At 67.9% G+C, this 20,458-nt stretch carries 21 protein-coding genes and 1 tRNA gene; 8 read left to right on the forward strand and 14 right to left on the reverse strand.

Annotated features, from left to right (window positions below):
* Positions 1 to 291 precede the first annotated feature (291 nt).
* Positions 292 to 849 carry a hypothetical protein gene (locus Q7J39_RS19995; RefSeq protein WP_304829628.1) on the reverse strand — a complete coding sequence of 186 codons (558 nt, stop codon included), beginning with the start codon at positions 847 to 849 and terminating at the stop codon, positions 292 to 294.
* Positions 850 to 952: 103 nt separating this feature from the next.
* Positions 953 to 1,375 carry a hypothetical protein gene (locus tag Q7J39_RS20000; RefSeq protein WP_304829631.1) on the reverse strand — a complete coding sequence of 141 codons (423 nt, stop codon included), beginning with the start codon at positions 1,373 to 1,375 and terminating at the stop codon, positions 953 to 955.
* A gap of 231 nt (positions 1,376 to 1,606) precedes the next feature.
* Here Q7J39_RS20000 and Q7J39_RS20005 point away from each other — a divergent pair.
* Positions 1,607 to 1,691, forward strand: a tRNA-Ser gene (locus Q7J39_RS20005).
* Between the two features lie 106 nt (positions 1,692 to 1,797).
* On the opposite strand, the gene Q7J39_RS20010 is transcribed toward Q7J39_RS20005, so the two are convergent.
* The 8 genes from Q7J39_RS20010 to Q7J39_RS20040 all read right to left on the reverse strand — a co-directional run bounded on the left by Q7J39_RS20010 (position 1,798) and on the right by Q7J39_RS20040 (position 9,166).
* On the reverse strand, positions 1,798 to 2,493 hold the full coding sequence (locus Q7J39_RS20010; protein ID WP_304829634.1) for an SMI1/KNR4 family protein: 696 nt from the start codon (positions 2,491 to 2,493) through the stop codon (positions 1,798 to 1,800).
* Positions 2,483 to 3,439: a DNA/RNA non-specific endonuclease gene (locus Q7J39_RS20935; protein ID WP_370690121.1), complete on the reverse strand. Its 957-nt coding sequence runs from the start codon at positions 3,437 to 3,439 to the stop codon at positions 2,483 to 2,485. The genes Q7J39_RS20010 and Q7J39_RS20935 overlap by 11 nt, the downstream gene beginning before the upstream one ends.
* A 222-nt stretch (positions 3,440 to 3,661) precedes the next feature.
* Positions 3,662 to 4,504 (reverse strand): tetratricopeptide repeat protein, encoded by an 843-nt coding sequence (locus tag Q7J39_RS20015; RefSeq protein ID WP_304829638.1) that lies wholly within the window; start codon positions 4,502 to 4,504, stop codon positions 3,662 to 3,664.
* Positions 4,505 to 4,543: 39 nt separating this feature from the next.
* Complete coding sequence (locus Q7J39_RS20020) at positions 4,544 to 5,038, reverse strand: hypothetical protein (protein ID WP_304829641.1); 495 nt, start codon at positions 5,036 to 5,038, stop codon at positions 4,544 to 4,546.
* On the reverse strand, positions 5,035 to 5,649 hold the full coding sequence (locus Q7J39_RS20025; RefSeq protein ID WP_370690122.1) for a PleD family two-component system response regulator: 615 nt from the start codon (positions 5,647 to 5,649) through the stop codon (positions 5,035 to 5,037). Before Q7J39_RS20025 ends, Q7J39_RS20020 begins: the two co-directional genes overlap by 4 nt.
* A 133-nt stretch (positions 5,650 to 5,782) precedes the next feature.
* Positions 5,783 to 7,288, reverse strand: coding sequence for a CehA/McbA family metallohydrolase (locus Q7J39_RS20030; protein ID WP_304829648.1), 1,506 nt, complete (start codon positions 7,286 to 7,288; stop codon positions 5,783 to 5,785).
* A gap of 325 nt (positions 7,289 to 7,613) precedes the next feature.
* Positions 7,614 to 8,753 carry a hypothetical protein gene (locus tag Q7J39_RS20035; protein ID WP_304829652.1) on the reverse strand — a complete coding sequence of 380 codons (1,140 nt, stop codon included), beginning with the start codon at positions 8,751 to 8,753 and terminating at the stop codon, positions 7,614 to 7,616.
* 8 nt (positions 8,754 to 8,761) lie between these two features.
* On the reverse strand, positions 8,762 to 9,166 hold the full coding sequence (locus Q7J39_RS20040; protein WP_304829655.1) for a Zn-ribbon domain-containing OB-fold protein: 405 nt from the start codon (positions 9,164 to 9,166) through the stop codon (positions 8,762 to 8,764).
* Positions 9,167 to 9,370: 204 nt separating this feature from the next.
* Between Q7J39_RS20040 and rsgA the strand changes: the two genes are divergently transcribed.
* Entirely contained in the window at positions 9,371 to 10,456 is a 1,086-nt protein-coding gene (rsgA, locus tag Q7J39_RS20045; protein WP_304829658.1) for a ribosome small subunit-dependent GTPase A, read from the forward strand.
* Positions 10,457 to 10,498: 42 nt separating this feature from the next.
* Here the strand turns inward: rsgA and Q7J39_RS20050 are convergent, their stop codons facing one another.
* Positions 10,499 to 11,188 carry a helix-turn-helix transcriptional regulator gene (locus Q7J39_RS20050; protein ID WP_304829662.1) on the reverse strand — a complete coding sequence of 230 codons (690 nt, stop codon included), beginning with the start codon at positions 11,186 to 11,188 and terminating at the stop codon, positions 10,499 to 10,501.
* 113 nt (positions 11,189 to 11,301) lie between these two features.
* Here Q7J39_RS20050 and Q7J39_RS20055 point away from each other — a divergent pair, with 113 nt between their 5' ends.
* The 3 genes from Q7J39_RS20055 (at position 11,302) to Q7J39_RS20065 (ending at position 13,571) form a co-directional block, all read left to right on the forward strand.
* On the forward strand, positions 11,302 to 11,610 hold the full coding sequence (locus Q7J39_RS20055) for an NIPSNAP family protein (RefSeq protein WP_304829665.1): 309 nt from the start codon (positions 11,302 to 11,304) through the stop codon (positions 11,608 to 11,610).
* Positions 11,607 to 11,951 (forward strand): antibiotic biosynthesis monooxygenase, encoded by a 345-nt coding sequence (locus Q7J39_RS20060; protein WP_304829668.1) that lies wholly within the window; start codon positions 11,607 to 11,609, stop codon positions 11,949 to 11,951. Before Q7J39_RS20055 ends, Q7J39_RS20060 begins: the two co-directional genes overlap by 4 nt.
* A gap of 81 nt (positions 11,952 to 12,032) precedes the next feature.
* The gene (locus tag Q7J39_RS20065) at positions 12,033 to 13,571 is read left to right on the forward strand and encodes an acyl-CoA synthetase (protein WP_304829672.1); all 1,539 of its coding nucleotides are present in this window, start codon (positions 12,033 to 12,035) and stop codon (positions 13,569 to 13,571) included.
* On the opposite strand, the gene Q7J39_RS20070 is transcribed toward Q7J39_RS20065, so the two are convergent.
* Both Q7J39_RS20070 and Q7J39_RS20075 read right to left on the reverse strand, forming a co-directional pair.
* On the reverse strand, positions 13,568 to 13,975 hold the full coding sequence (locus Q7J39_RS20070) for a hypothetical protein (protein WP_304829675.1): 408 nt from the start codon (positions 13,973 to 13,975) through the stop codon (positions 13,568 to 13,570). The genes Q7J39_RS20065 and Q7J39_RS20070 overlap by 4 nt on opposite strands.
* Positions 13,972 to 14,997, reverse strand: a complete 1,026-nt coding sequence (locus tag Q7J39_RS20075) for a phosphotransferase family protein (RefSeq protein ID WP_304829680.1) — start codon at positions 14,995 to 14,997, stop codon at positions 13,972 to 13,974. Before Q7J39_RS20075 ends, Q7J39_RS20070 begins: the two co-directional genes overlap by 4 nt.
* 214 nt (positions 14,998 to 15,211) lie before the next feature.
* On the opposite strand from Q7J39_RS20075, the gene Q7J39_RS20080 reads away from it, so the two are divergent.
* On the forward strand, positions 15,212 to 16,294 hold the full coding sequence (locus Q7J39_RS20080) for a hypothetical protein (RefSeq protein ID WP_304829683.1): 1,083 nt from the start codon (positions 15,212 to 15,214) through the stop codon (positions 16,292 to 16,294).
* Here Q7J39_RS20080 and Q7J39_RS20085 read toward each other — a convergent pair.
* A complete protein-coding gene (locus tag Q7J39_RS20085) occupies positions 16,291 to 16,968 on the reverse strand; it encodes a TetR/AcrR family transcriptional regulator (protein WP_304829686.1) in 678 nt (225 codons plus the stop codon). The genes Q7J39_RS20080 and Q7J39_RS20085 overlap by 4 nt on opposite strands.
* Positions 16,969 to 17,136: 168 nt before the next feature.
* Between Q7J39_RS20085 and Q7J39_RS20090 the strand changes: the two genes are divergently transcribed.
* Positions 17,137 to 18,015, forward strand: coding sequence for an alpha/beta fold hydrolase (locus tag Q7J39_RS20090; RefSeq protein WP_304829690.1), 879 nt, complete (start codon positions 17,137 to 17,139; stop codon positions 18,013 to 18,015).
* A 153-nt stretch (positions 18,016 to 18,168) separates the two neighbouring features.
* Positions 18,169 to 20,409 (forward strand): TonB-dependent receptor, encoded by a 2,241-nt coding sequence (locus Q7J39_RS20095; RefSeq protein WP_304829693.1) that lies wholly within the window; start codon positions 18,169 to 18,171, stop codon positions 20,407 to 20,409.
* Positions 20,410 to 20,458 lie beyond the last annotated feature (49 nt).

The raw sequence follows: 20,458 nt of genomic DNA on the forward strand, positions 1-20,458 counted from the left end.
TGATCTGACCGCGCGGTGGCGACAGGCTGAAGCCAAAGAGTTCGCCAAGCGAAGGCGCACGGGCATGCTCATTGATTTCCCTCGGCAGCTGAGGACCGGGCGCGCCGGCAGGTACCGGCCATCCGTGGAGGAGTCCCACGAGTGGCTTGAGAGTTGTGGAGACAAGTCGACCTCCGCCTGTCCCCACCGCCAAAACTTCCGGCCCAACCGGCTCTCGGCCTTGGGGACGTTGCAAGCTCCGACAAACGCACGCGGGGCGAACGGAATGCCGCCCGCCTCGCGCGTCCTGGGCTACTTCACGCAGCAGCGGTTGATCTGCAGCTTGGCCGAGAGGACGCGGGTGTCGTCCTGCACATAGAAGCTCAGGCGATTGTCGGCGTTCATGGCGGCCAGGGCCGCTGCGCTCATGACGTAGACGCGGGTGGTGGGCTGGTTGATGGCCACCGGGAAGGCCGTGTAGACCGCGCCATTCAGGCCGGGGAAGGCGACCCCGTTGCTCATGACCCCCATCGAGTCATTGCCGGCGTCCGAACCGGCGGCCGAGGTCCCGGCCTGGTTGGCCCGCAGGGTGATGGTCAGGGTGGCGCCCAGGATCTGGCAGCACTGGGGCGGCTTCCACTGGAAGGTGTGCAGGAAGAACTTGTTGGGCGCGGCGTCGTTGAGGCCCGCGCGGGCGATGGCGAGCATGTCGGGCCGGAAGTCGGCGTTGATGGGCGTCGGCGTGCTCAGGTCGATCGTCTCATAGGACGGCTTTGGGCAGAGCATGGGACGGCCGGTGTCCTGACCCAGGGCCATGCCTGCCGACAGCAGACAGCCGATCAGGGCGGTCATGAAAATCGTGCGCTTCATCGGTCTACACCTCAATTGGATCGCCCAGGGTTTGCGCGAACTGAACAGAGGTCGTTGGGCCGAGGGAGGCGGTTCAAATCGCGCGCCCCCCTCGCGCCGCCATCTAGTTGAACTTCGGACCAACCTTTTCGATCTTGTCGCGCGGGCTGATCAGCACGCAGGTCTGGCCGACCACCCGGTAGGGCCGGACCACGATATTCTGAGCGTAGGTCCCGATCGGTGCGCTGTTGGGATGCTTGAAGGTCAGCTTGTACGTGCCCTCAGGCAGCTGGAACTTGCGCACGGTTCCGGTGCTGTTCAGAGGGGCGGCCGGAAACATGGTGGCCGGCCCGCTGGGCTGCTTGCGGAAGGTGTACTCCAGGCCGACGTCGGCGAAGGAGAACAGGTTGAGTTTCACCGTGTAGACGCCCCCGCCGCCGGGGGCGATCTCGCAGATATTGGTCGCCGAGGTGACCACCTGGGCGTCGGCGGACCCCGCCAGGGCCAGCCCCGCGGCGGTCGCCGCCATCATCATCCTGAGCCTCATGTCGTTTCTCCATAGGCGGGCGCGCGGGACTGAATCCCGGCGACCTGGGGGGATGGAAGGAGACACTCCAGCCTGCTGCAACCGGCGCGAGCCCTCTGGCCTGCGACGGCTGCGAGGGACGCAGACCGTCCGCATCTCACCCCCAGCAGGTCGTTGGAAGCGGCGCCAAGGTTCAATCAGCCAGGGTTGTGCGCGCCTTCGCGGGCGGCCTGAGGGCGGCTCGCGACGGCGGGTGAGGTGGCGGAGTGGTCGATCGCGCACGCTTGGAAAGCGTGTTTAGGTGAAAGCCTAACGAGGGTTCGAATCTCTCTCACCGCCCAAATTCTGCGATAAAACAAGATGTTACGGGCGTCGAAGGGTGATGTCCTTGGCGCATTGGCGGTCATGACGCCGCCTCCGGAACGGAGGCTCGGACGTCTCTCTCAGCGCGGCGCCCGGGGCCTGTGAGAAACGCGCCATGACGCGCGCCACGACACGGGAGACAGCGCCACCCGTCCGGGATCGGCCGCCCGCGGCCAACTGAGCTGGACTCGGACGACGCCCTCACCGCCAAAACGTCCTGTCAGGAGATCAGGGGCCCAATCACCTTGCTCGGGCCGGCGGGGGGGTGACGGCTCGAACAAGCGCTCGCAGGGCAGCATGTCGTCGGGAAATTCCTTGGGCTCGATGTCGCCGGTGGCCAGCCCCGCGAGGAAATCGGTGAGGCCGCAATCGAACGCCTCATACTCCCCCATGCCGCGATCCCAGACCACGACGCCCCAGGCGTCGGGTGGGCCGCGCGGGAGCCAAAGAAGATAGTCGCCGAAGTCGGTCTTCCCGAACGGCAGCAATCCGCCCGGCTCAGGCCACAGGGGATAGGGGCGATCCTCGTCATCCCGGAGGACGTCACAGATCACGCGAACTTCGGATTGCAGCCTCACATAGGGACTCCAGGACACCGGCACGTGGACTCCCACGAACTCCATAAAGCTGCCGAACCCGTAGAGCCGGACGAAGTCCTTGTAATCCTGGGGCAGGCCCGTTCCGAGGTCAGCCTCAATCGCTTCCCAAGGTCCGGCATAGGTTTCATCGGGCGCCACCGGCGGCGGGACCACCCTGATCAGGTTTTCAATGGTCACGCTTCCTCCCCGCAGGATTCTCGATGATGCGAGCGATGGGCGCCCCGCGAGAACCAAGCGCAGCGAGCAGAATTCTCGCAGGCGCGAGCACTCCCGCATTGTACAGCGGCATTGCTGTATACTGGATGATTTCCCCCGCCTTGACCCGCCGCCCCGTCGCGTTCTCGAAGCGCTGCATCAGAGATGAGTTGGTTGGATTTTGCGTCAATGTGACGAGGTCTAGTGGGCTCCGACCTGAACCTCCAAGTTGCTTTGCTTGGAGGTGTCCCCGCGCTTCATTGTACTTTGTCCCGTCGCCTTGCCAACCGGGCGGGGTCACCCGCCGGTTGGCCTTCGTCCCAGAGCCGAGAGTGGAGGCTGTTAGAGTCGCAACCAACCCCGTCGCCTGTCCAAGCGGGGTGGGGCGACCGTGTCTGACCGCAGGCTGTTTGACCAAGGGCGGCGCCAACACTGGTCGTCTGGCCGTCGGCGCAAGAGGGGCGAACCTGGGACGGGGTGCAGCCCCGAGGAGTGCGGCATCCGCCGCACTTCCGCCTATCAGCGCCCCGTTGCGCGCCTGTGGGGATGCGTTCGCGAGCGTGGCGATCGCATAGGCGGCGCTCCCGAGCGGGTGGTCCGCCATGAAGAGGGCGCGAGTGACCGCCTGCCTCCGGTCTGCGCGCACGGTGGGCGAGATCGCCGGATCATCAACGTGCACCAAGACGTCGGCGCGCCCATTGTCGACTCGCCTGTAGGTTCGACCGCCGATCGTGACATAGGGGTTCGGACGAGCGGCTCGATTGAGCAAGGCGAGACGCCCATAAGCTGAGGGGAATGATCCCGCAGCTAGAGGCGTCGGCGCGGCTATCGCACTCTGCCCTGCACCACGCTGTCGGACCAATTTGCCATGCGGGTCACCCAAAGGATTAGGAACGGAACGCGGCTTTCCATTCGGCATCTCCGCCATTCAACATCTCTTTCGCTCGCGATTTCGCCGGCGCGGCCTTGGCTGCCGCATCTGGAAAATCTGCCACAAGCTCGCTCTTTTGTCTAGAACAAAACAAGAACATGTTCGGCATCGAGACTTTTGCGGTGGCCTCGTCAACGCTCGGCGGGTCACACACCGGCCGAGTTCAAGACTTCGGCCCACCAGCCTCTCCAGAAGGGGACGGCGCCGCTTCGGGAATCCCTAGTCCCCGGCCATCTCCCTCAGGTCCCGCTCGGCGGCGATGTAGCCGAAGGCGTACTTGCTGCGACCGCGGAGGATCTGCTCGAACACCTCGCGGGCGCGCGCCGTGTCGCCATTGTAGAGATGCCAGTTACCCACGCCATAGCCCTGGGTGGCGTAGAGGGTCTCCAGGTCGTGGATCACCTGGGAGCCGATCTCCGGGGTCAGCAGGTCGTCCGGCGCGAATTCGCCCCGGTACATCCGCAGGCGGCGATAATAGGAGGGGCCTTCGACGAAGGCCTCGTCCGGCAACCCGCTCGGGACCGTCGCCAGCACCTGCTCGGCGCCCACCTCGTCGCCCTTGCGGCGCAGGGTCATGTAGAGCCAGTCGTTACAGGCGGTCAGCCCGTCATGGTCGCCGGGCGCCACCCAGTCCAGACAGCGCCGATAGGCGGCCTCGGCCGCATCCCAGTCCCCCAGCAGATAATGCGCCAGGGCCAGGTGGTACCAGGTGTTGAACTGGATGCTGGTGGCGGGCACCGGCAGCTCGTTGCCCTTGCCGTCCGGCTCGATCCACTCCGGCTTGCCCTCGATCAGCTCCGCGGCGCGGGCCAGGTCGGCGAGCCCCTCGGCGAACCGCCGGGTCGACAGATAGCGGTGGCCGCGCTGGCGCAGGAGTTCGAAGGAGTCGGGGAACCGCTCCAACCCCTCGCTGAACACCGCGATGGCCTCGTCGATCTGGTAACGGAACCCCAGCACCCGACCGTACCAGACGGTGTTGGGCAGGGAGGGATCGTCCTCATGGTTGGATCGGGCGCTGTCGAGGGTGCGGCGGGAGCGGTCCCGGAGGCTGTCTTGCGTCATGACCTCAGTGAAGCGGCTGGCGCGCGATGCGTAAAGCCCTCAGCCCGCGGCGGCGCGCGGGGCCTCCGACTTGGCGTAGCGCTGGCTGACCCGGCGCAGGCCCTCCAGGATGGCCTTGGTGCCGTTGGCGTCCTTGCCCGCCTCGGTGTGCAGCAGCAGGCGGAAGGCCCGCAGGTGGACGGCCACGGCGTTGGCGTCCCAGGTCTTGCGGGTCCGCAGATAGTCGGTCAGGTCGGCCAGGCTCACCAGGGCGGTGTCGATGGGCGCCAGGCCGCAGGCGGTGGGCACGCCGATCGCCGCGCTGGCGATGGCGTAGAGCTCGTCGGCGACGGCGGCGTCATACTCGCCATTGGCCCGGCCAGCGCACAGCTCGGCCTGATCAAGCGTCACCCGCAGTTCATCCAGGCACTCGGCGCGCAGGCTTTCCAGCCCCGCCCCCGCCCGCTTGACCGCGTCGGCGACGGGAACCCCGCCAGGGGTGCGCAGCAGCTTGGCCAGCCGCACCACGGGAATATGAATCTTTACAGAGCTCAAAGTGTCACCCGCCGTGTCTTCAGCATGCCGTCGATGCTGTCCTGTTCCATGTTGGGCTCGTTCGCCTCGCCGACGTCGCCCACCAGATCGTCGCGGCGCCGGCCGACCTGGCCGGCAGGCACGCCCTCGTTCTTGAAGCGGCGATCGGGACCCATATAGTTGTCACACTCCACGAACCGCCGGCCTTCGCGGGCGATCCAGAGCACCCGCTCCAGCACCGTGATCGGGGTCAGCGGCTTGGTCATGACGAAATGGGCGCCGCAGTCGCGGGCCTTCTGCACGGCGTTGCCCGGGGTATGTCCCGCGGTCAGCAACACCGGCACGTAGCAATTGGGTTCGATGCGCGAGCGGCGCAGCCACCTCACGAAGTCATAGCCCTCGCCGGTCGGCCCCAGCGCGTCGGCCACCACAAGGTCCAGCTCCACCTTGGCCACCAGGCCCTGGGCTTCTTCCACGTTCTCGGCGCGATGCAGCACCTTGGCGCCGAAGCCGGTGAGGATCTGCACCAGGATGCTCATGCCCATGGTCGACTCCTCGAGGATGAGCACGGAAGCTCGCTCAAGGTTGAATCGGGCGCGGGAATCGGGACTGAGACCCATGCTGTCCTTCATGCCGGGCCTGGGGTGGATTCCCGTAAGACCCGGACAGTTCTTATGTTTCGCCGCGAGGCGCGACGGTTTCAGTCTGACCCGAGAGGGTTAAGAACACCTTCCTGTCCGGGGTGCGACAGGGCGCCCCACAGGGTCAGCGGGTGTTCGGCGACCGCAGGTAGATCGGGTTGGTCAAAAGCACCAGCTGGCCGTCGGCGCCGCGCAGGTCGACCCGCAGCCAGCCGGCGATCCCGTCGCTGATCAGATCGAAGGTGGTCGTCTCGTCGTAGCTGGCCAGGACCGCGTCCGGCAGCTTGGCCAGCCGCGCGGCGGGGCCTGCGAGGCTGAGCTGTCCGCCCGCCCCGCCGACGATCCGCACGGTCACGCGCACCGTCGTCCCGGCCGGCGCGGCGAGCACATCACCCATCTCGGCGCGCGCGTCGCCGGCCTGCGCCGTGACCTCGATCAGGCGATCGCGCGAGCCGCTGATGTCGATGAAGACGTGACCGGCTTGGAGGCCCGCCAGGATCGCGGCCTGGGAAAGATCGGCGCCACGGACCACGGTGGTCGGCATGCCCACCGCCGGCGCCTTGCCGGGACCCAGGGTGGCGTCGTGGTTGTCGGACCCGCCGATGGCGGTGATCTGGTGGCCTTCGTTCAGCCGCGCCTCCCAGAAGGCGATGCCGGAGAACAACCCCTCGGCCTTGCCGCCAGCCAGCGCCAGGGCCCCGCCGTTCACCACCTCCATCACCCCGATCCGCTCATAGGGCGTGCCCGCCACGGTCCAGCCGCAGCCCATGCAGAGTTCGCCGGACGGCAGGGCCGGGTGATTGATCGAAAACACCCCGCCCGCCGCGCTCACCGCGTCCAACAGCCTGGCCAGGGTCGGGACGCGAGAGCTCCCCAGCTGGAAGTCCAGGGCCCCGGTGGGCCCGAACACATTGGCGTGGCCCTGGAAGGTGGTGATCTCGCGGCCGGCGATCAGCAGCAGGTCGTCGTAAAAGGGCGCCAGTTCCCGCAAGGCCCCGTTTTGTGAGGCGGTGTTGTGGTCGGTCACCGCGATGAAATCGAGCCCCCGCTCCGAGGCGGCCTCCAGGGTCTTGAACACCGGGCACGGAACCTTCAGCCCGCGCCGCGACAGACAGGTCCCGTCGGAATGGGCGGTGTGCAGGTGCAGGTCGCCGCGATACCAGCCGGGCCCGGCCCTCACCGGCGTGGCCGACAGGCTGGTCGGCGCGTCGCCCGCGCGTTCGAACCAGATCTTCGCGCGATAGGCCGCGCGCGTCCCTTTGCGGATATTCGGCGCCCCCAGCACCAGCCGCCAGGTCCCCGCCGGCAACGGCCCGGCCAGGTAGGACGGCGTCGCCTCGGCGTCGGAGATCGTGAAGCTGGCCTTGTTCCCGCCGCTCCAGCCCCGGAACCGCTGCGGATCGCGAACGCCTAAGTCGATCGTCGCCTTCTGGTCGCGCCCCGAATAGTCGAAGGCCACCGTGATCGCCGTGACCCCCGCCGGGACCCTGAACGGGACCTCGCGATAGGTCTGGTGATCGGCGCCCGTCAGCGCGCCGGCGAGGGTGAGGTCGGGCGTTTGCTGCGCCCTCGCAGCAGACCCAAAGACCAGCACCACCAGCATTGTGAGGATGTGAAAGCTGTGCCGCATTCAGAAGGAATATCCACGAACCACACGAACCACACGAACAAACGGGAGCGTCAGCGGGCTCAATTCCTCCCTCAGCGCGCAGCGCGGTTCGGGGGACGTGGATCGCAGGCCAGGCCTGCGAGACGGAGGGGGCTCGGCCCGTGGAACCTGCACAGCCCCAGCCCCCTCCACCGCTTCGCGGTCCCCCTCCCCCGGAGGGGGAGGAATTGGGAAATGCTGCACCCTATCCCCCGCAGCAAAACGCCCTCCCCGGTTTCCCGGGAAGGGCGGAATTGCTGCACCTCATGCTGCGCAGCATGAGGTGCAGTAAGTCGTTGAAACAAAACTAGGCTTCGTTGCCGAAGATCACCGTTCCGGCCGCGGCGAACATGCCGCCGACGCCCTGGCAGACGCTGATCTTGGCGCCGTCGACCTGGGCGGCCGCGGTGCCGCGCATCTGACGCACGCTCTCCATCAGGGCGTACATCCCGTACATGCCCGAGTGCATGTACGACAGGCCGCCGCCGTTGGTGTTCATGGGCAGCTTGCCGCCGATGGCGGTGTTGCGCTCACGCACGAAGTCCTTGGCCTCGCCGGGCTTCACGAAGCCCAGGTCCTCCAGGCCGTACAGCGGCAGGTGGGCGAAGGCGTCGTAGATCATCAGGTGATCGACGTCGGCATGCTTGATGCCGGCTTCCTCGAAGGCCTTCTTGCCCGAGACGCGGAACGCCTTGGAGGAGTTGAAGTCCTCCATCTGGCTGACCATCGGGGTTTCCACGCTCTCCCCGGTGCCCAGGACGTAGACCGGCTTGTTGGGGAAGTCCTTGGCGCGGTCGGCGCTGGTGAGGATCAGGGCCCCGCCACCGTCGGTGACCAGGCAGCACATCAGCATCCGGAACGGCCAGGCGATCATCGGCGAGTTCAGCACGTCGTCGACGGTGATCGGGTCCTTGAAGGACGAGCGCGGGTTCAGCGCCGCCCATTCCCGCTGGATCACGGCCACCATGGCCAGGTCTTCCTCGGTCACGCCGTAGGTCTTCATGTAGCGAAGCACCGGGATCGTGAACATGGTCGGCGGGCTGGTGACGCCATAGGGCATCTCGAACTGGCCCATCAGCGAGCTGGCGTTACGGCCAAAGCCGCCGGCGCCGACCCGTGAGCGGCCCGATTCCCCGTGGGTGATCAGGATGGTCTTGGCCAGGCCCGCATTGATGGCGGCGGCCGCGTGGCGGACGTGCAGCATGAAGGAGCAGCCACCGACGCTGGTGCCGTCGGCATAGGTCGGCGTGATGCCGAGATACTGGGCCAGTTCGACGGGGCTGACCCCGGCGGTGGCGACGCCGTCGATGTCCGACGGCTTCAGGCCGGCGTCCTTCATGGCGTTGAGGGCGGCGTCGGCGTGCAGACCCAGGACGGAAACGTCCGGAATCTTGCCCATCTTGGTGGTTTCAGCGGCCCCGACGACCGCGACTGATTTCGGTTTCATATGCGCTCTCAGCCCTTCGCCGGTTCGAACAGGGGAAGGGAAATGTCGTCGGTCTGCTTCTCGAACTTCACCTGGACCTTCATGTCCAGCTGCAGGGCTTCCGGCGTCTGCGGGCAGCCCACGATGTTGGTCATCAGGCGAGGACCTTCATCCAGCTCCACCACCGCGATGGAGTGCGGCTCGGTGCCCATGTCGGGGCGCGGGCGGTGGTTGATGACGTAGGAGTAGAGGAAGCCCTTGCCGCTGGCGGCATAGACCTCGACATCGCGCGATCCGCACTTGGGGCAGAACGGGCGGGGCGGGAAATAGCTGTGGGTGCATTCGGTGCAGCGCTGCAGGCGCAGTTCGCCGTCCTTGCAACCCTCCCAGAAATGCCGGGTCTCCGGCGTGGGTTCGGGCAACATTCGAGCCATATGAAAAATCGTCCCTGATCAAATTCGTCTTGGCCCTCAAAACGAGGGCGCTGCAACAAACCCGAGGTTGGCCCGCTTGTCGATTGTTAACGTGGCGGGAAGCTGGACGATCTCTCCTCTCCCCCTGGGGAAGAGGAGGAGATAGCTGGGGCTCCGGCGAGAACGGGTGAGGAATTCCCGGCCGAAAGGCGATAAACTCTTCCCATGCTTGAAAGCGTGATCGCGCAATATGGATGGTCGGCCCTGCTGGCCTTGGCCTTCGCGGCCCACGCCGAGGCCGGCCACACGCCGGCCCGCGTCATCGCCCAGCACCGCGACGGCTATCTCGTCGCCACCGATGACGGCGAACTGCGCGCCAACCTCTCGGGCCGCCTGCATCACGAGGCCCAGGAGGCCGACCCGCCGTCCGTCGGCGACTGGGTGGCCCTGGCGCTGAACCCCGCCGACGGCGCGGCCACCATCGAGGCGGTCCTGCCCCGGCGCACGGTGCTCACCCGCCGCGCCGCCGACAGCCTGGGCAAGCTGCAGGTCATCGCCGCCAATATCGACGTGGTGTTCGTCGTCTCCTCGATGAACGCCGACCTCAATCCGCGCCGGATCGAGCGCTATCTGGCCGCCGCCTGGCAGAGCGGGGCGCGGCCGGTGGTGGTGCTGACCAAGTCCGACCTCTCCGACGATCCGACAGGTGAGGCCGCCGAAATCGTCGCCCTGGCGGACGGCGCCCCGGTGCTGCTGGTCTCGGCGCGGGACGGCGTTGGCCTGGCGCCCCTGCTGGCCCAGGTCGCGCCCGGTGAGGTCTGCGTGCTGATCGGCTCGTCCGGGGTCGGCAAGTCCACCCTGGTCAACGCCTTCCTGGGCGAGGACCGCCTATCGGTGGCGGAGATCCGCGAGGCCGACGACCAGGGCCGCCATACCACCAGCAGTCGGCAGCTGGTCCTGCTGCCGGGCGGCGCCCTGCTGCTCGACACGCCGGGCATCCGCGAGGTGGGGCTGATCGACGCCGAGGAGGCCGTGAGCGAGGTCTTCGACGACATCGAGAGCCTGGCCGGCGACTGCCGGTTCAACGACTGCGGCCATACTCACGAACCCGGCTGCGCGATCGCGGCCGCCCTGCAGAGCGGCGCCCTCGATCCCGGCCGCTGGGCCAACTTCCAGAAGCTCGGGCGGGAATTGGCGGCGGTGGCGCAGAAGGCCGAGCGGATCGCCAAGGCGGCCGAGCGCCGCCAGTCCGCCGCCCAGGCCAAGACCTACCGCGCCACCAAGCGTGACCACCGGGGCGGCGCCGACTGATCGCGCCGCCATTCCAGAGCACCGCTGCTTTTCCGCCCCCATCTACGGCGCTGGAAATGCTCCAAACTGCGCCTCGAACGCCGCCAGGCCCGGCGCGCTGAAGGTCACCAGCCGCGTCCCCTGGGTCCGCCGCGCCCAGCCCAGGTCGTAGATCCGGGTCAGCATGGCGGCCCCCAGCGAGCCGGCCAGGTGGCTGCGGCGCTCGCTCCAGTCCAGGCAAGCCTTGCAAACCGGACGGCGACCGCGCGGGAGGGCGTCGGGCTCGATCCCGAAGGCGCGCAGGAAGCCGGTGTCAGGCCCCAGGCTGAGCGCGCCGTCGCGGTCCTCGATCACCCCGCGGGCCAGCAGATTGTCCAGCAGGATGACCGCCAGCTCGCCGGCCAGGTGGTCGTAGCAGACCCGTGCCCGGCGCAGGGCGGGCTCCTTCGGTCCCGGTCGGGTGCGCAGATGGCCGGTGCGGGTGGCCAGGCCCATGAGGGTCTCCAGCAGGGCCGCCACGTCCTCGCCGGCCAGGGCGTAGTAGACACTGCGTGACTGCTTGACCCTCACCAACAGGCCATCGTCGGTCAGCTTGGCGAGATGCGAACTCGCCGTCGAGGCCGTGATACCGGCCTCCCGCGCCAGTTCGCCAGCCGTCAGCGCCTGACCGGCGACCAGCGCGGTCAACATGTTGGCCCTTGCCGGGTCCCCCAGCAGGGCGCCGATCCGGGCGATGTCGGGACCGAGTTTCATAGGCTGAGCCTAGCCCCGAACCCCTTCGACGACAATTCGACCGCCATCGAAACATGCCCGCGTCCGGGCGCCCTATGAGAGGGGCCTTATCTACCCTCCGTGGAGACCGACACGTGACGATCACCTGCCACATCCGCTATGTCATCGACCCCTTCCAGCGCGACGCCTTCGAGGCCTATGCAAGGAACTGGCTGACCATCATCCCGGCCTGCGGCGGCGACCTGATCGGCTACTGGCTGCCGCACGAGGGGACCAACGACGTCGCCCACGCCCTGATCTCCTTCCAGAGCCTCGCCGCCTACGAGGCCTACCGCGCCCGCCTGCGCACCGACCCGGCCGGAGCCGCCAACTTCGCCCTGGCCCAGCAGCAGCGGTTCATCCTGCGGGAGGAGCGGACTTTTCTCGCCCCGGTGACCGCGTGATCGCCGTCATCTTCGAGGTCCTGCCCCACCCACAGACCCGCGGCGCCTACCTCGACCTCGCCGCTGACCTGCGCCCGCTGCTGGACGGGATCGACGGCTTTGTCTCCATCGAACGCTTTGAAAGTCTTACCGAACCCGGGAAGCTGCTCTCCCTCTCCTTCTGGCGCGACGAGGCGGCGGTGGCGCAGTGGCGGGCCCTGGAGCCGCACCGGGGAGCCCAGGCGGCGGGCCGGTCCGGCGTCTTCGCCGACTACCGCCTGCGGGTGGCCGAGGTGCTGCGCGACTACGGCCTGAATGACCGTACGGAAGCGCCGGCCGATTCCAGGACCCGGCACGGCTAGGCCTTGCCTGCCAAGGATTGCGGCCCCATCGTCCTCCCCTGGACAGCCCGCGAAGACGGGCCGCAAAGGGAGCTTGAGACCATGTACCTGCCCGACCACGCGCGCCTGACGCCCGACAAGCCGGCCCTGATCTCCGCCGACACCGGCCAGGTGGTGACCTATGCCCAGCTCGACGAGCGGTCGAACCGCGTGGCCCAGTTCCTCTGGGCCCAGGGCCTGCGCCGGGGCGACCACATCGCGGTCCTGATGGAGAACAACCTGGCCTTCATGGACCCGGTCTGGGCGGGCTTCCGCTCAGGGCTCTACGTCACCACCATCAACCGCTACCTGCCGCCGGACGAGGCCGCCTACATCATCGGCGACTGCGGGGCCAAGGCCCTGGTCACCTCCTACGAGAAGCGCGAGCTGGCCCAGGCCCTGGCCGACCTGATCCCCAACTGCAGGGTCCGCCTGATGGTGGGCGGCACGATCCCCGGCTGGGAGTCCTACGAGGACGCCCTGGCCGCCGCCTCGCCCGAGCCGCTGGCCCAGGAGTGGATGGGCGACTCCATGCTCTATTCGTCGGGCACCACCGGGCGGCCCAAGGGCATCCTGCGACCCCTGCCGCAGGTCACGCCGGCCGAGGGTTTCGCGGCCCGCCAGGCGGTCAACCGCTATGGCCTGACGCCCGACAGCGTCTACCTCTCGCCCGCCCCGCTCTATCACGCCGCCCCGCTGGCCTATGTGCTCAGCGTCCAGTCCTTCGGCGGCGCGGTGGTGATGATGGAGCGCTTTGACGCCGAGCAAGCCCTTGCGCTGATTGAGAAATACCACGTCACCCACAGCCAGTGGGTGCCCACCATGTTCGTCCGCATGATGAAGCTTCCGCCGGAGGCCCGCGCCCGCCACGACCTCTCCAGCCATCAGGTCGCCATCCACGCCGCCGCCCCCTGCCCGGTGGAGGTGAAGCGTCAGATGATCGCGTGGTGGGGGCCGATCCTCTACGAGTACTACGCCGGCACCGAGGGCTCGGGCTCGACCTTCATCACCTCGGAGGACTGGCTGGAGCATCCCGGCTCGGTGGGCCGCGCGGCGCTGGGCGTGCTGCACATCTGCGACGAGAACGGCGCCGAACTGCCGGTCGGCGAGACCGGCCTGGTCTATTTCGAGCGCGAGACCCCGACCTTCGAGTACCACAACGACCCCGGCAAGACCGCCGACGCCCGCCACCCGCAGCACCCCAATTGGAACGCTCTGGGCGACGTCGGCTATCTCGACGCCGACGGCTATCTCTACCTCACCGACCGCAAGTCCTTCATGATCATCTCCGGCGGGGTGAACATCTATCCGCAGGCCATCGAGGACCTGCTGGTGACCCACCCCAAGGTCGCCGACGTGGCGGTGTTCGGCATCCCGCATCCGGAAATGGGCGAGGCGGTGAAGGCCGTGATCGAGCCGGCGCCGGGCCATGCCCCCAGCGACGAACTGGCGCAGGAGCTGCTGGCCTACGCCAAGGCCCGGCTGGCCCACTACATGGCCCCGCGCTCCATCGACTTCATCGAAGAGATGCCGCGCCTGCCCACCGGCAAGCTCTACAAGCGCCTCCTGCGCGACGCCTACTGGCAGGACCGCAAGATCTAGACGGCTGAGCCTTGGGTCTTCCGCCGTTCGGTAGAGGCGCGCAGTTCCGCCCAGATGGCGTCGTTCATCGCCTCGTCGCGGCCCTCGACCGCAGTCTGTAGGGTGATGAGGGCCGCGCGCAGGCGGCCGTTCTCCGCGGCCAGGGCCGAGAGCCGGAAGTCGTCCTCGGCATGTTCCGCCGGCGGCGGGGCATAGGCCGCGCCCCGGGCCAGCAGGGTGCGGAAGGCACGGTTCTCCATCACCAGATGATGGGCCGCGCTATCCCAGTTCTCAGCGGCCAGGCCCATCAGCAGGGCCGAGAGGCCCAGCGCGCTGGCCCGGTCGACGGGGTTCACATGGGGCGCGGCGTTGGCGGCGACCTTGCCGGCAAGGTCCATGAGGACGGCCGGGACTGAAGGGATCATAGCCGCCCCATGACTTGCAGAGCCGCCCGGTCCTGGGCGTTGGTCATGGCCCAGGCGGGATAGACCATGATGGGTTCGCGGTTGCCGCCGTCCAGCCAGGCCCTGGCGCTGGAGACCCAGATCGCCTGGCCCTTCACGCAATTGAACAGGGTCCACCAGTGCAGGGCGGCGGGGTCGGCCGTGAGGCCGCTCGCCCGCTCCCAGATGGCGACGGCCTGGTCCTGCGGGACGAGCCCTCCGGCCAGGCCGCGGCCGAAGGTCCAGATGGGATTGAGGCTCCACCCCAGGTCCTCCAGGGGGTCTCCCAGGTGGGCCATCTCCCAGTCGAGGATGCCGTGGATTTGCCCCTCGGTGTCATAGAGGAAGTTGCCCGTGCGGTAGTCGCCATGCACCACGCCCACCTTCTGGGCCGGCGGCGGCGGATTGGCGCGCAGCCAGCGGATGGCCGCGCGGATGATTGGCAGGGGCTCGGCCTCGTCGTCGTTGAGGACCCCTTCCCAGTAGGTGAGTTCGCGGTTCCAGCAGTCGCCCGCCGCGACGGCGGGCATCACGGCGGCGAGGCCGTTGGCGACCGGATCGGCCTTGGCGATCTCGCCGAGGATGGTCCACTTGCGCTCGGCCAGGCGGGCATGGGTGTCGAGATAGGGGTCGGCCCAGAGCAGGCCGGGGCCGGCCTGGAAGCCGACGATCTCCTCGGCGATGAAGAAGGGATGGTCCAGCGGCCCATCGCCCTCCTCCAGCCACAGCATCTCCGGGGCCGGGACGCTGGTTCCGTGGAAGGCGCGATAGGCCTCGAACTCGATCCGGCGCTCGGTGTCGATCAGGCTGGCGGGGGGATCGCGGCGCAGGATCAGCTTGCGCTCGCGAGCCTGGCCCCCTTGCGTCCAGGACGCCACGAAGCGGTAGGTTTCCCGCGAGGCGCCACCGGAAATACGCGACAGGTCGCGGACGGCCACGTCGGTGGCCTCCGGCATCTGAACGGCGATATAGGCCGAGATGCGAGGTTCCAGAGGATGGCTCACCGGTCGCTCGAGGGGCCTTGAGCGACCGTGAGCTGCGAAAATGTCATGTCGGCTGCGCTCATCTTCGACCGGCCGCTTGTCGCCCCTACGTAAGCTTACGTGAGGGCAGCAATCGACGCTCTCCCTTGTCTTGTTATCTTTGTTCACTTGATACTGCCCTGACACGCGCGGCGGCAATACCGACAACGATAACACGCGCCCCGGAGGATGCCCGATGCTCACCAAGGCCGATGATTTCCCGATCCACCAGACTCCCGATCCCATCGCCTATTCGGGCACAGACCGGAACTTCTACGACCGGTACTTCTTCAACGGCTATCAGCCGGACGGGACGGAGTTCTTCGCCGCCGCCTTCGGGGTCTATCCCAACCTCAACGTCGCCGACGCCCACTTCGCGGTGGTGCGCGACGGGGTGGAGCACTGCCTGCACGTCAGCCGCGTGCTGAACAGCGAGCGGATGGAGCTCTCCTGCGGGCCCATCACCATCGAGATCCTGGAACCCCTGCAGAAGCTGAAGGTGACGGTCACCTCATCGGAGGGCATCGCCGCCGAGCTCGTCTTCGAGGGCCGCACCTTTCCCATCGAGGAGCCGCGCTTCACCCGCCGCAACGGCCCCCGCGCCTTCATGGACTACACCCGCCTGACCCAGAACGTGCGCTGCAGCGGCTGGATCGAGGTGGACGGCAAGCGGGTCACCCTGGCGGCCGGCAGCGTCGGGACGCGGGATCGCTCCTGGGGCATCCGGCCGATCGGCGCCCCCGATCCTCAGCCGGCCGTGCCGCAGACCATCACCGGCTTCTTCTGGCAGTGGACGCCGCTGAACTTCGCCGACCGCAGCGTCTTCTTCCACGTCAACGCCGACTCCGACGGCACGCCCTGGAACACCCGGGCGGTGATCCTGCCCGACGGCGCCGGCGAGGGCGGCGGCTATCACAGTGAGCATGCCAAGATCGACGACGTCTCGATGATTCCCGGCACCCGCCACGCCCAGGGCGGCACCCTCAACATTCCCCTGGCCCAGGGCTCGGCCAGCGTGAAGTTCGAGCCCTTCCTGACCTTCCTGATGCGCGGCATCGGCTATGGCCATCCCGAGTGGCGGCACGGCGGCTACAAGGGCGACCTGGTGGTGGCCCGCGAGGACATCGATCTGGCCGCCACGAACATGGCCAGCCCCGAGAACTGGCACATCCAGGCGCTCAGCCGCGTGACCTTCTCGACGCCGGGCGATGAGCCCATCAAGGGCATGGGCGTGTTCGAGCAGCTGATCGCGGGGCCCTACCGCCCGTACGGACTTTAGCGCTGGCAGACCGCCCGGAACCCCGCGGCCGCATAGGCGATCATCCGCGGGGTGACGGCGGCAATGTCCGCGGAGCGGCACAGGCCACCCGAGAGGGTGTCGATGCGGCCGGTTTCGGCCAGGGTCAGGGTCAGGCTGCCCGACAGCATGTGATAGGACCAGAACAGGTCCTCCTCCCGCGCATAGGGCAGGGCGCGGCGCACCACCCGGATCAGGCGGTGGATGACGGGGTCGAAGTAGCGGGTCATGGTCTCGCCGCCCCAGACCGGCGTATTGTTGACCACCCCGATCAGGGCGAAATAGGCGCGCCATTCGGGGCCCGCATTGGCGCAGCGTTCCAGCACCGGGTTGAGGAAGGCCGCCACCGCGCCCTCGACGGTGATGTTGTCGCCGGCTTCCGCCTCGTAGCGGTCCATGGCCTCCAGGCGATCCTTGTTCAGCACCTCGGCGCGGCGCAGGAAGACCGCGTCGAACAGGCCCTTCTTGGAATCGAAATAGTAGTGCAGCAGGGCGGTGTCGACCTTGGCCTTCTTGGCCACCGCCCGCAGGGTGACGCCGTCGAAGCCGTGGCGCGAGAACTCGGCCTCGGCCACGTCGAGGATCCGCTCGCTGGTTTCGAAGCTCTTCTGGGCCCGGGTCTTGCCGGCGGCCTTGGACTGCAACGCTGTCGCCATGTGGCCTTCCCAAACGGTTCGCGCTTTGAGTATGGCGCGCTGCGCCGAAGTCTCAAAGGTGATCGCCGACCCTGACGGCTCCGGTTCGCAAGTCAATGTTCATTCAACGCTGAGTGATTGACTTGAGAGGCGGACGGGGGTGCTGTTCCCGGACATCAGGAGCCCGCCATGACCGACCCCGCGATGAGAACCTGGACCACCGCCGATGGTCTGACCCTGTCGGCGCGCGACTATGCGGCGGCCGACGGCCCGGCGCGGACGCCGGTGGTCTGCCTGCACGGCCTGACCCGCAATTCCCGTGACTTCGAGGTGGTGGCGCCGCGGATCGCCGCCTGCGGCCGACGCGTCCTGGCCCTGGACGTGCGGGGCCGCGGCCGTTCGGCCTGGGACCCCAGTCCCCTGAACTACAACCCCGCCGTCTATGCCGGAGACGTCATCGCCCTGCTGCAACAGAGCGGGATTGCCCGCGCCCACTTCGTCGGCACCTCCATGGGCGGCCTGATCACGCTGACCCTCTCGGCCATGCGTCCGGACCTGATCGCCGGGGTGGTGCTGAATGATGTCGGGCCGGAGGTCGGCGCGGCGGGCCTGGCGCGGATCGCCGGCTATGTCGGCGGCGCGCCCCAGGTGGCGAGCTGGTCGGAGGCCGCCGCCTACGCCAGGTCCGTCAACGGCGAGGCCCTGCCCGGCCTGACCGAAGCCGACTGGGAGCGCTTCGCCCGCCGGGTGTTCCGGGAAACCGACAAGGGGCTGGCCCTCGACTACGACCCGGCCATCTCCGAGGTCTTCAAGGTCGCCCCCACCGCCGCGCCCGCCGCGACGGGCCCCGACCTCTGGCCGCTGTTCGTCGCCATGGCGACGGGCAAGCCCCTGCTGCTGGTGCGGGGGGGCCAGTCCGACATCCTGGAGGCCGCCGTCGCCGACCGCATGGCCGCGCTGCTGCCGCACATGCTCCGGGTCGACATCCCCGGCGTCGGTCACGCCCCGACCCTGGAGGAGCCCCAGGCCCTGGCCGCCCTCGACGCCTATTTCGCCGCCGCGGCCTGACGCGCGGGTCAGCTTCTGTGGCGCGCTTGCATCGGTCGAAAAGTGTCTGGTCGGAAATTCACTCCACGATGAATGAATAATTGACGCCCCTCGGGAGCGGGGCCACGGTCACGCTCAAATGAGGCGTCCGTCCGGGCGCCATGGGAGGGACATATGCAATCCAATTGGAAGCTCGCGCTCGCCGCGAGCGCGGCCTGGAGCGTTATCGCCGGCCAGGGCTACGCCCAAACCACCCCCGGTACGGTCGAGGAGCTGGTGGTCACCGCCCGCCGCGTCGAGGAAAATCTGCAGACCACGCCGGTCGCCATTTCGGCCTTCTCGAGCGAGACCCTGCAACGCCAGGGCGCGACGGCGATCACCGACCTGCAAGGCGCCGTGCCGAACCTGAACCTGGTCCAGGGCCGCGCCTCGTCGAACTCCACCAACATCTACATCCGCGGCATCGGCCAGCCCGACGCCCTGCAGACCTTCGACCCCGCGGTCGGCGTCTACGTGGATGACGTCTATTACAGCCGCATCCGGGGCACCCAGTTCGACCTCCTGGACCTTGCCCGTGTCGAAGTGCTGCGCGGCCCCCAGGGCACGCTCTACGGCAAGAACACCATCGGCGGCGCCCTGAAGCTGGTGAGCCGCCAGCCTGACCAGACCGTCCGCTCGCAGAGCTCGGTGAGCGTCGGCAGCTACGACCTGTTCGAAGCCAAGATCGCCCTGTCGGGTCCCGTCAGCGACACCCTGGCCCTCGGCTTCGCGGCCATGGGTTCGAGCCGGGGCGGCTACGTCACCGATCCGGTGAACGGCGCCGAGTACAACGACAAGCACACCTTCTCCAGCCGCGTGGCCCTGGCCTGGACGCCCAATGACCGGCTGAGCGTCAACGCCTCGGCCGACTACACCAAGGACAAGTCCGGCCTCAGCGTCGGCCAGGCCCAGAACAGCCTCACCTCGGCCTTCGGTCCGGTGCTCTATCCCGTCCCGCTGGCGATCCCGGAATACAACTTCAGCACCACCACGACGCCGGGCCTGCCCAACGAGACCCGGTTCGAGCACTGGGGCGCAGCCGTCACCGTCGGCTACGACCTGACCGACACCCTGTCGCTGAAGTCGATCACCGCCTACCGCAACCTCGACAGCGACGACTACATCGACTTCGACGCCACCGCCCTGCAGCTGACCGACGCCCTGGTGGCGGTGGACCAGGACCAGGTGAGCGAGGAGCTGCAACTGGCCTATAACGAGGGCCCCTGGCAGGTGATCGGCGGGCTCTACTATCTGAAGGAAACGGTGAAATCGCACCAGGCCGCCTTCGCCAACGCCTACACCGCGCCCTTCAGCTTCCTGCGCACCGTGGACGACGACCTGAAGACCACCAGCTGGGCCGCCTACGCCAACGCCAGCTACGCGCTGACCGAGCAGCTACGGCTGTCGGCCGGTGTCCGCTACACCAACGAAGAGAAGAAATACGCCCGCACCACCTCGACCTTCTCGAACCTGGGCGCGCTGAACGGGACCTTCGCCTTCAAGGCCGAAGAAACCTGGGACGACGTCTCGCCGATGGTCAGCCTGGACTATCAGGCCTCGGACGATGTCTTCTTCTACGGTCGCATTTCCAAGGGCTTCAAGTCGGGCGGCTTCAACGGCCGCGCCAACGCGCCGGGCGAAGAGCAGCCCTATGCGCCTGAGACCGCGCTCTCCTACGAGGCCGGCGTGAAGACCGAGCTGTTCGACAACCGCGCCCGGGCCAACTTCACGGTCTTCTACAACGACTACCAGGACTTCCAGGCCCGCGTCGGCCACTCGGTCACCTCGCCGACCCAGCCGATCCCGGCCATCGACTTCACCGTGCTGAACGCCGGCCAGCTGAAGATCTACGGGGCTGAACTGGAACTGGCGGCCAATCCCATCCAAGGCCTCAGCCTGAACGCCGAGGTGGGCTACCTGAACGCCGAGTACGGAGAGTTCTCCGAACAGCGCGCCGCCGTGGCCCCGGCCACCGGCTTCACCAACCTGGACCGTTCCTGGCAGACCCCGGCCTTCTCGCCGGAATGGACCGGCCGAGTCGCCGGCCGCTACGAGTGGGACCTGGGGGACACCGGCTTCGTCAGCGTCGGCGCCCAGGCCCGATACCGTTCGGAGATGGCGCTGGCCATCGACAACGCCAACCTGGTCACCCGCGCCCGCTTCCCCGGCATCTTCCAGCCGAGCTACTGGCTCTATGACGCGCAGATCGTCTGGGAGAGCTCGCAGCGGCATGTCTCGGCCGGGATCTACGGCAAGAACCTCGCCGACGAGGTCTACAAGACCGACGCCCAGGAGTTCTCCTCGGTGGGCGGCATCCGCACGGCCTATTTCGGCGCCCCGCGCACCGTGATGGCCACGGTGACCCTGAAGTACTAGGCGCCTCTTGAAACGGAAAAGGCCCGGGTGATCCCCGGGCCTTTTTTGT

Source organism: Phenylobacterium sp., from assembly GCF_030651185.1.
Lineage (GTDB): Bacteria > Pseudomonadota > Alphaproteobacteria > Caulobacterales > Caulobacteraceae > Phenylobacterium.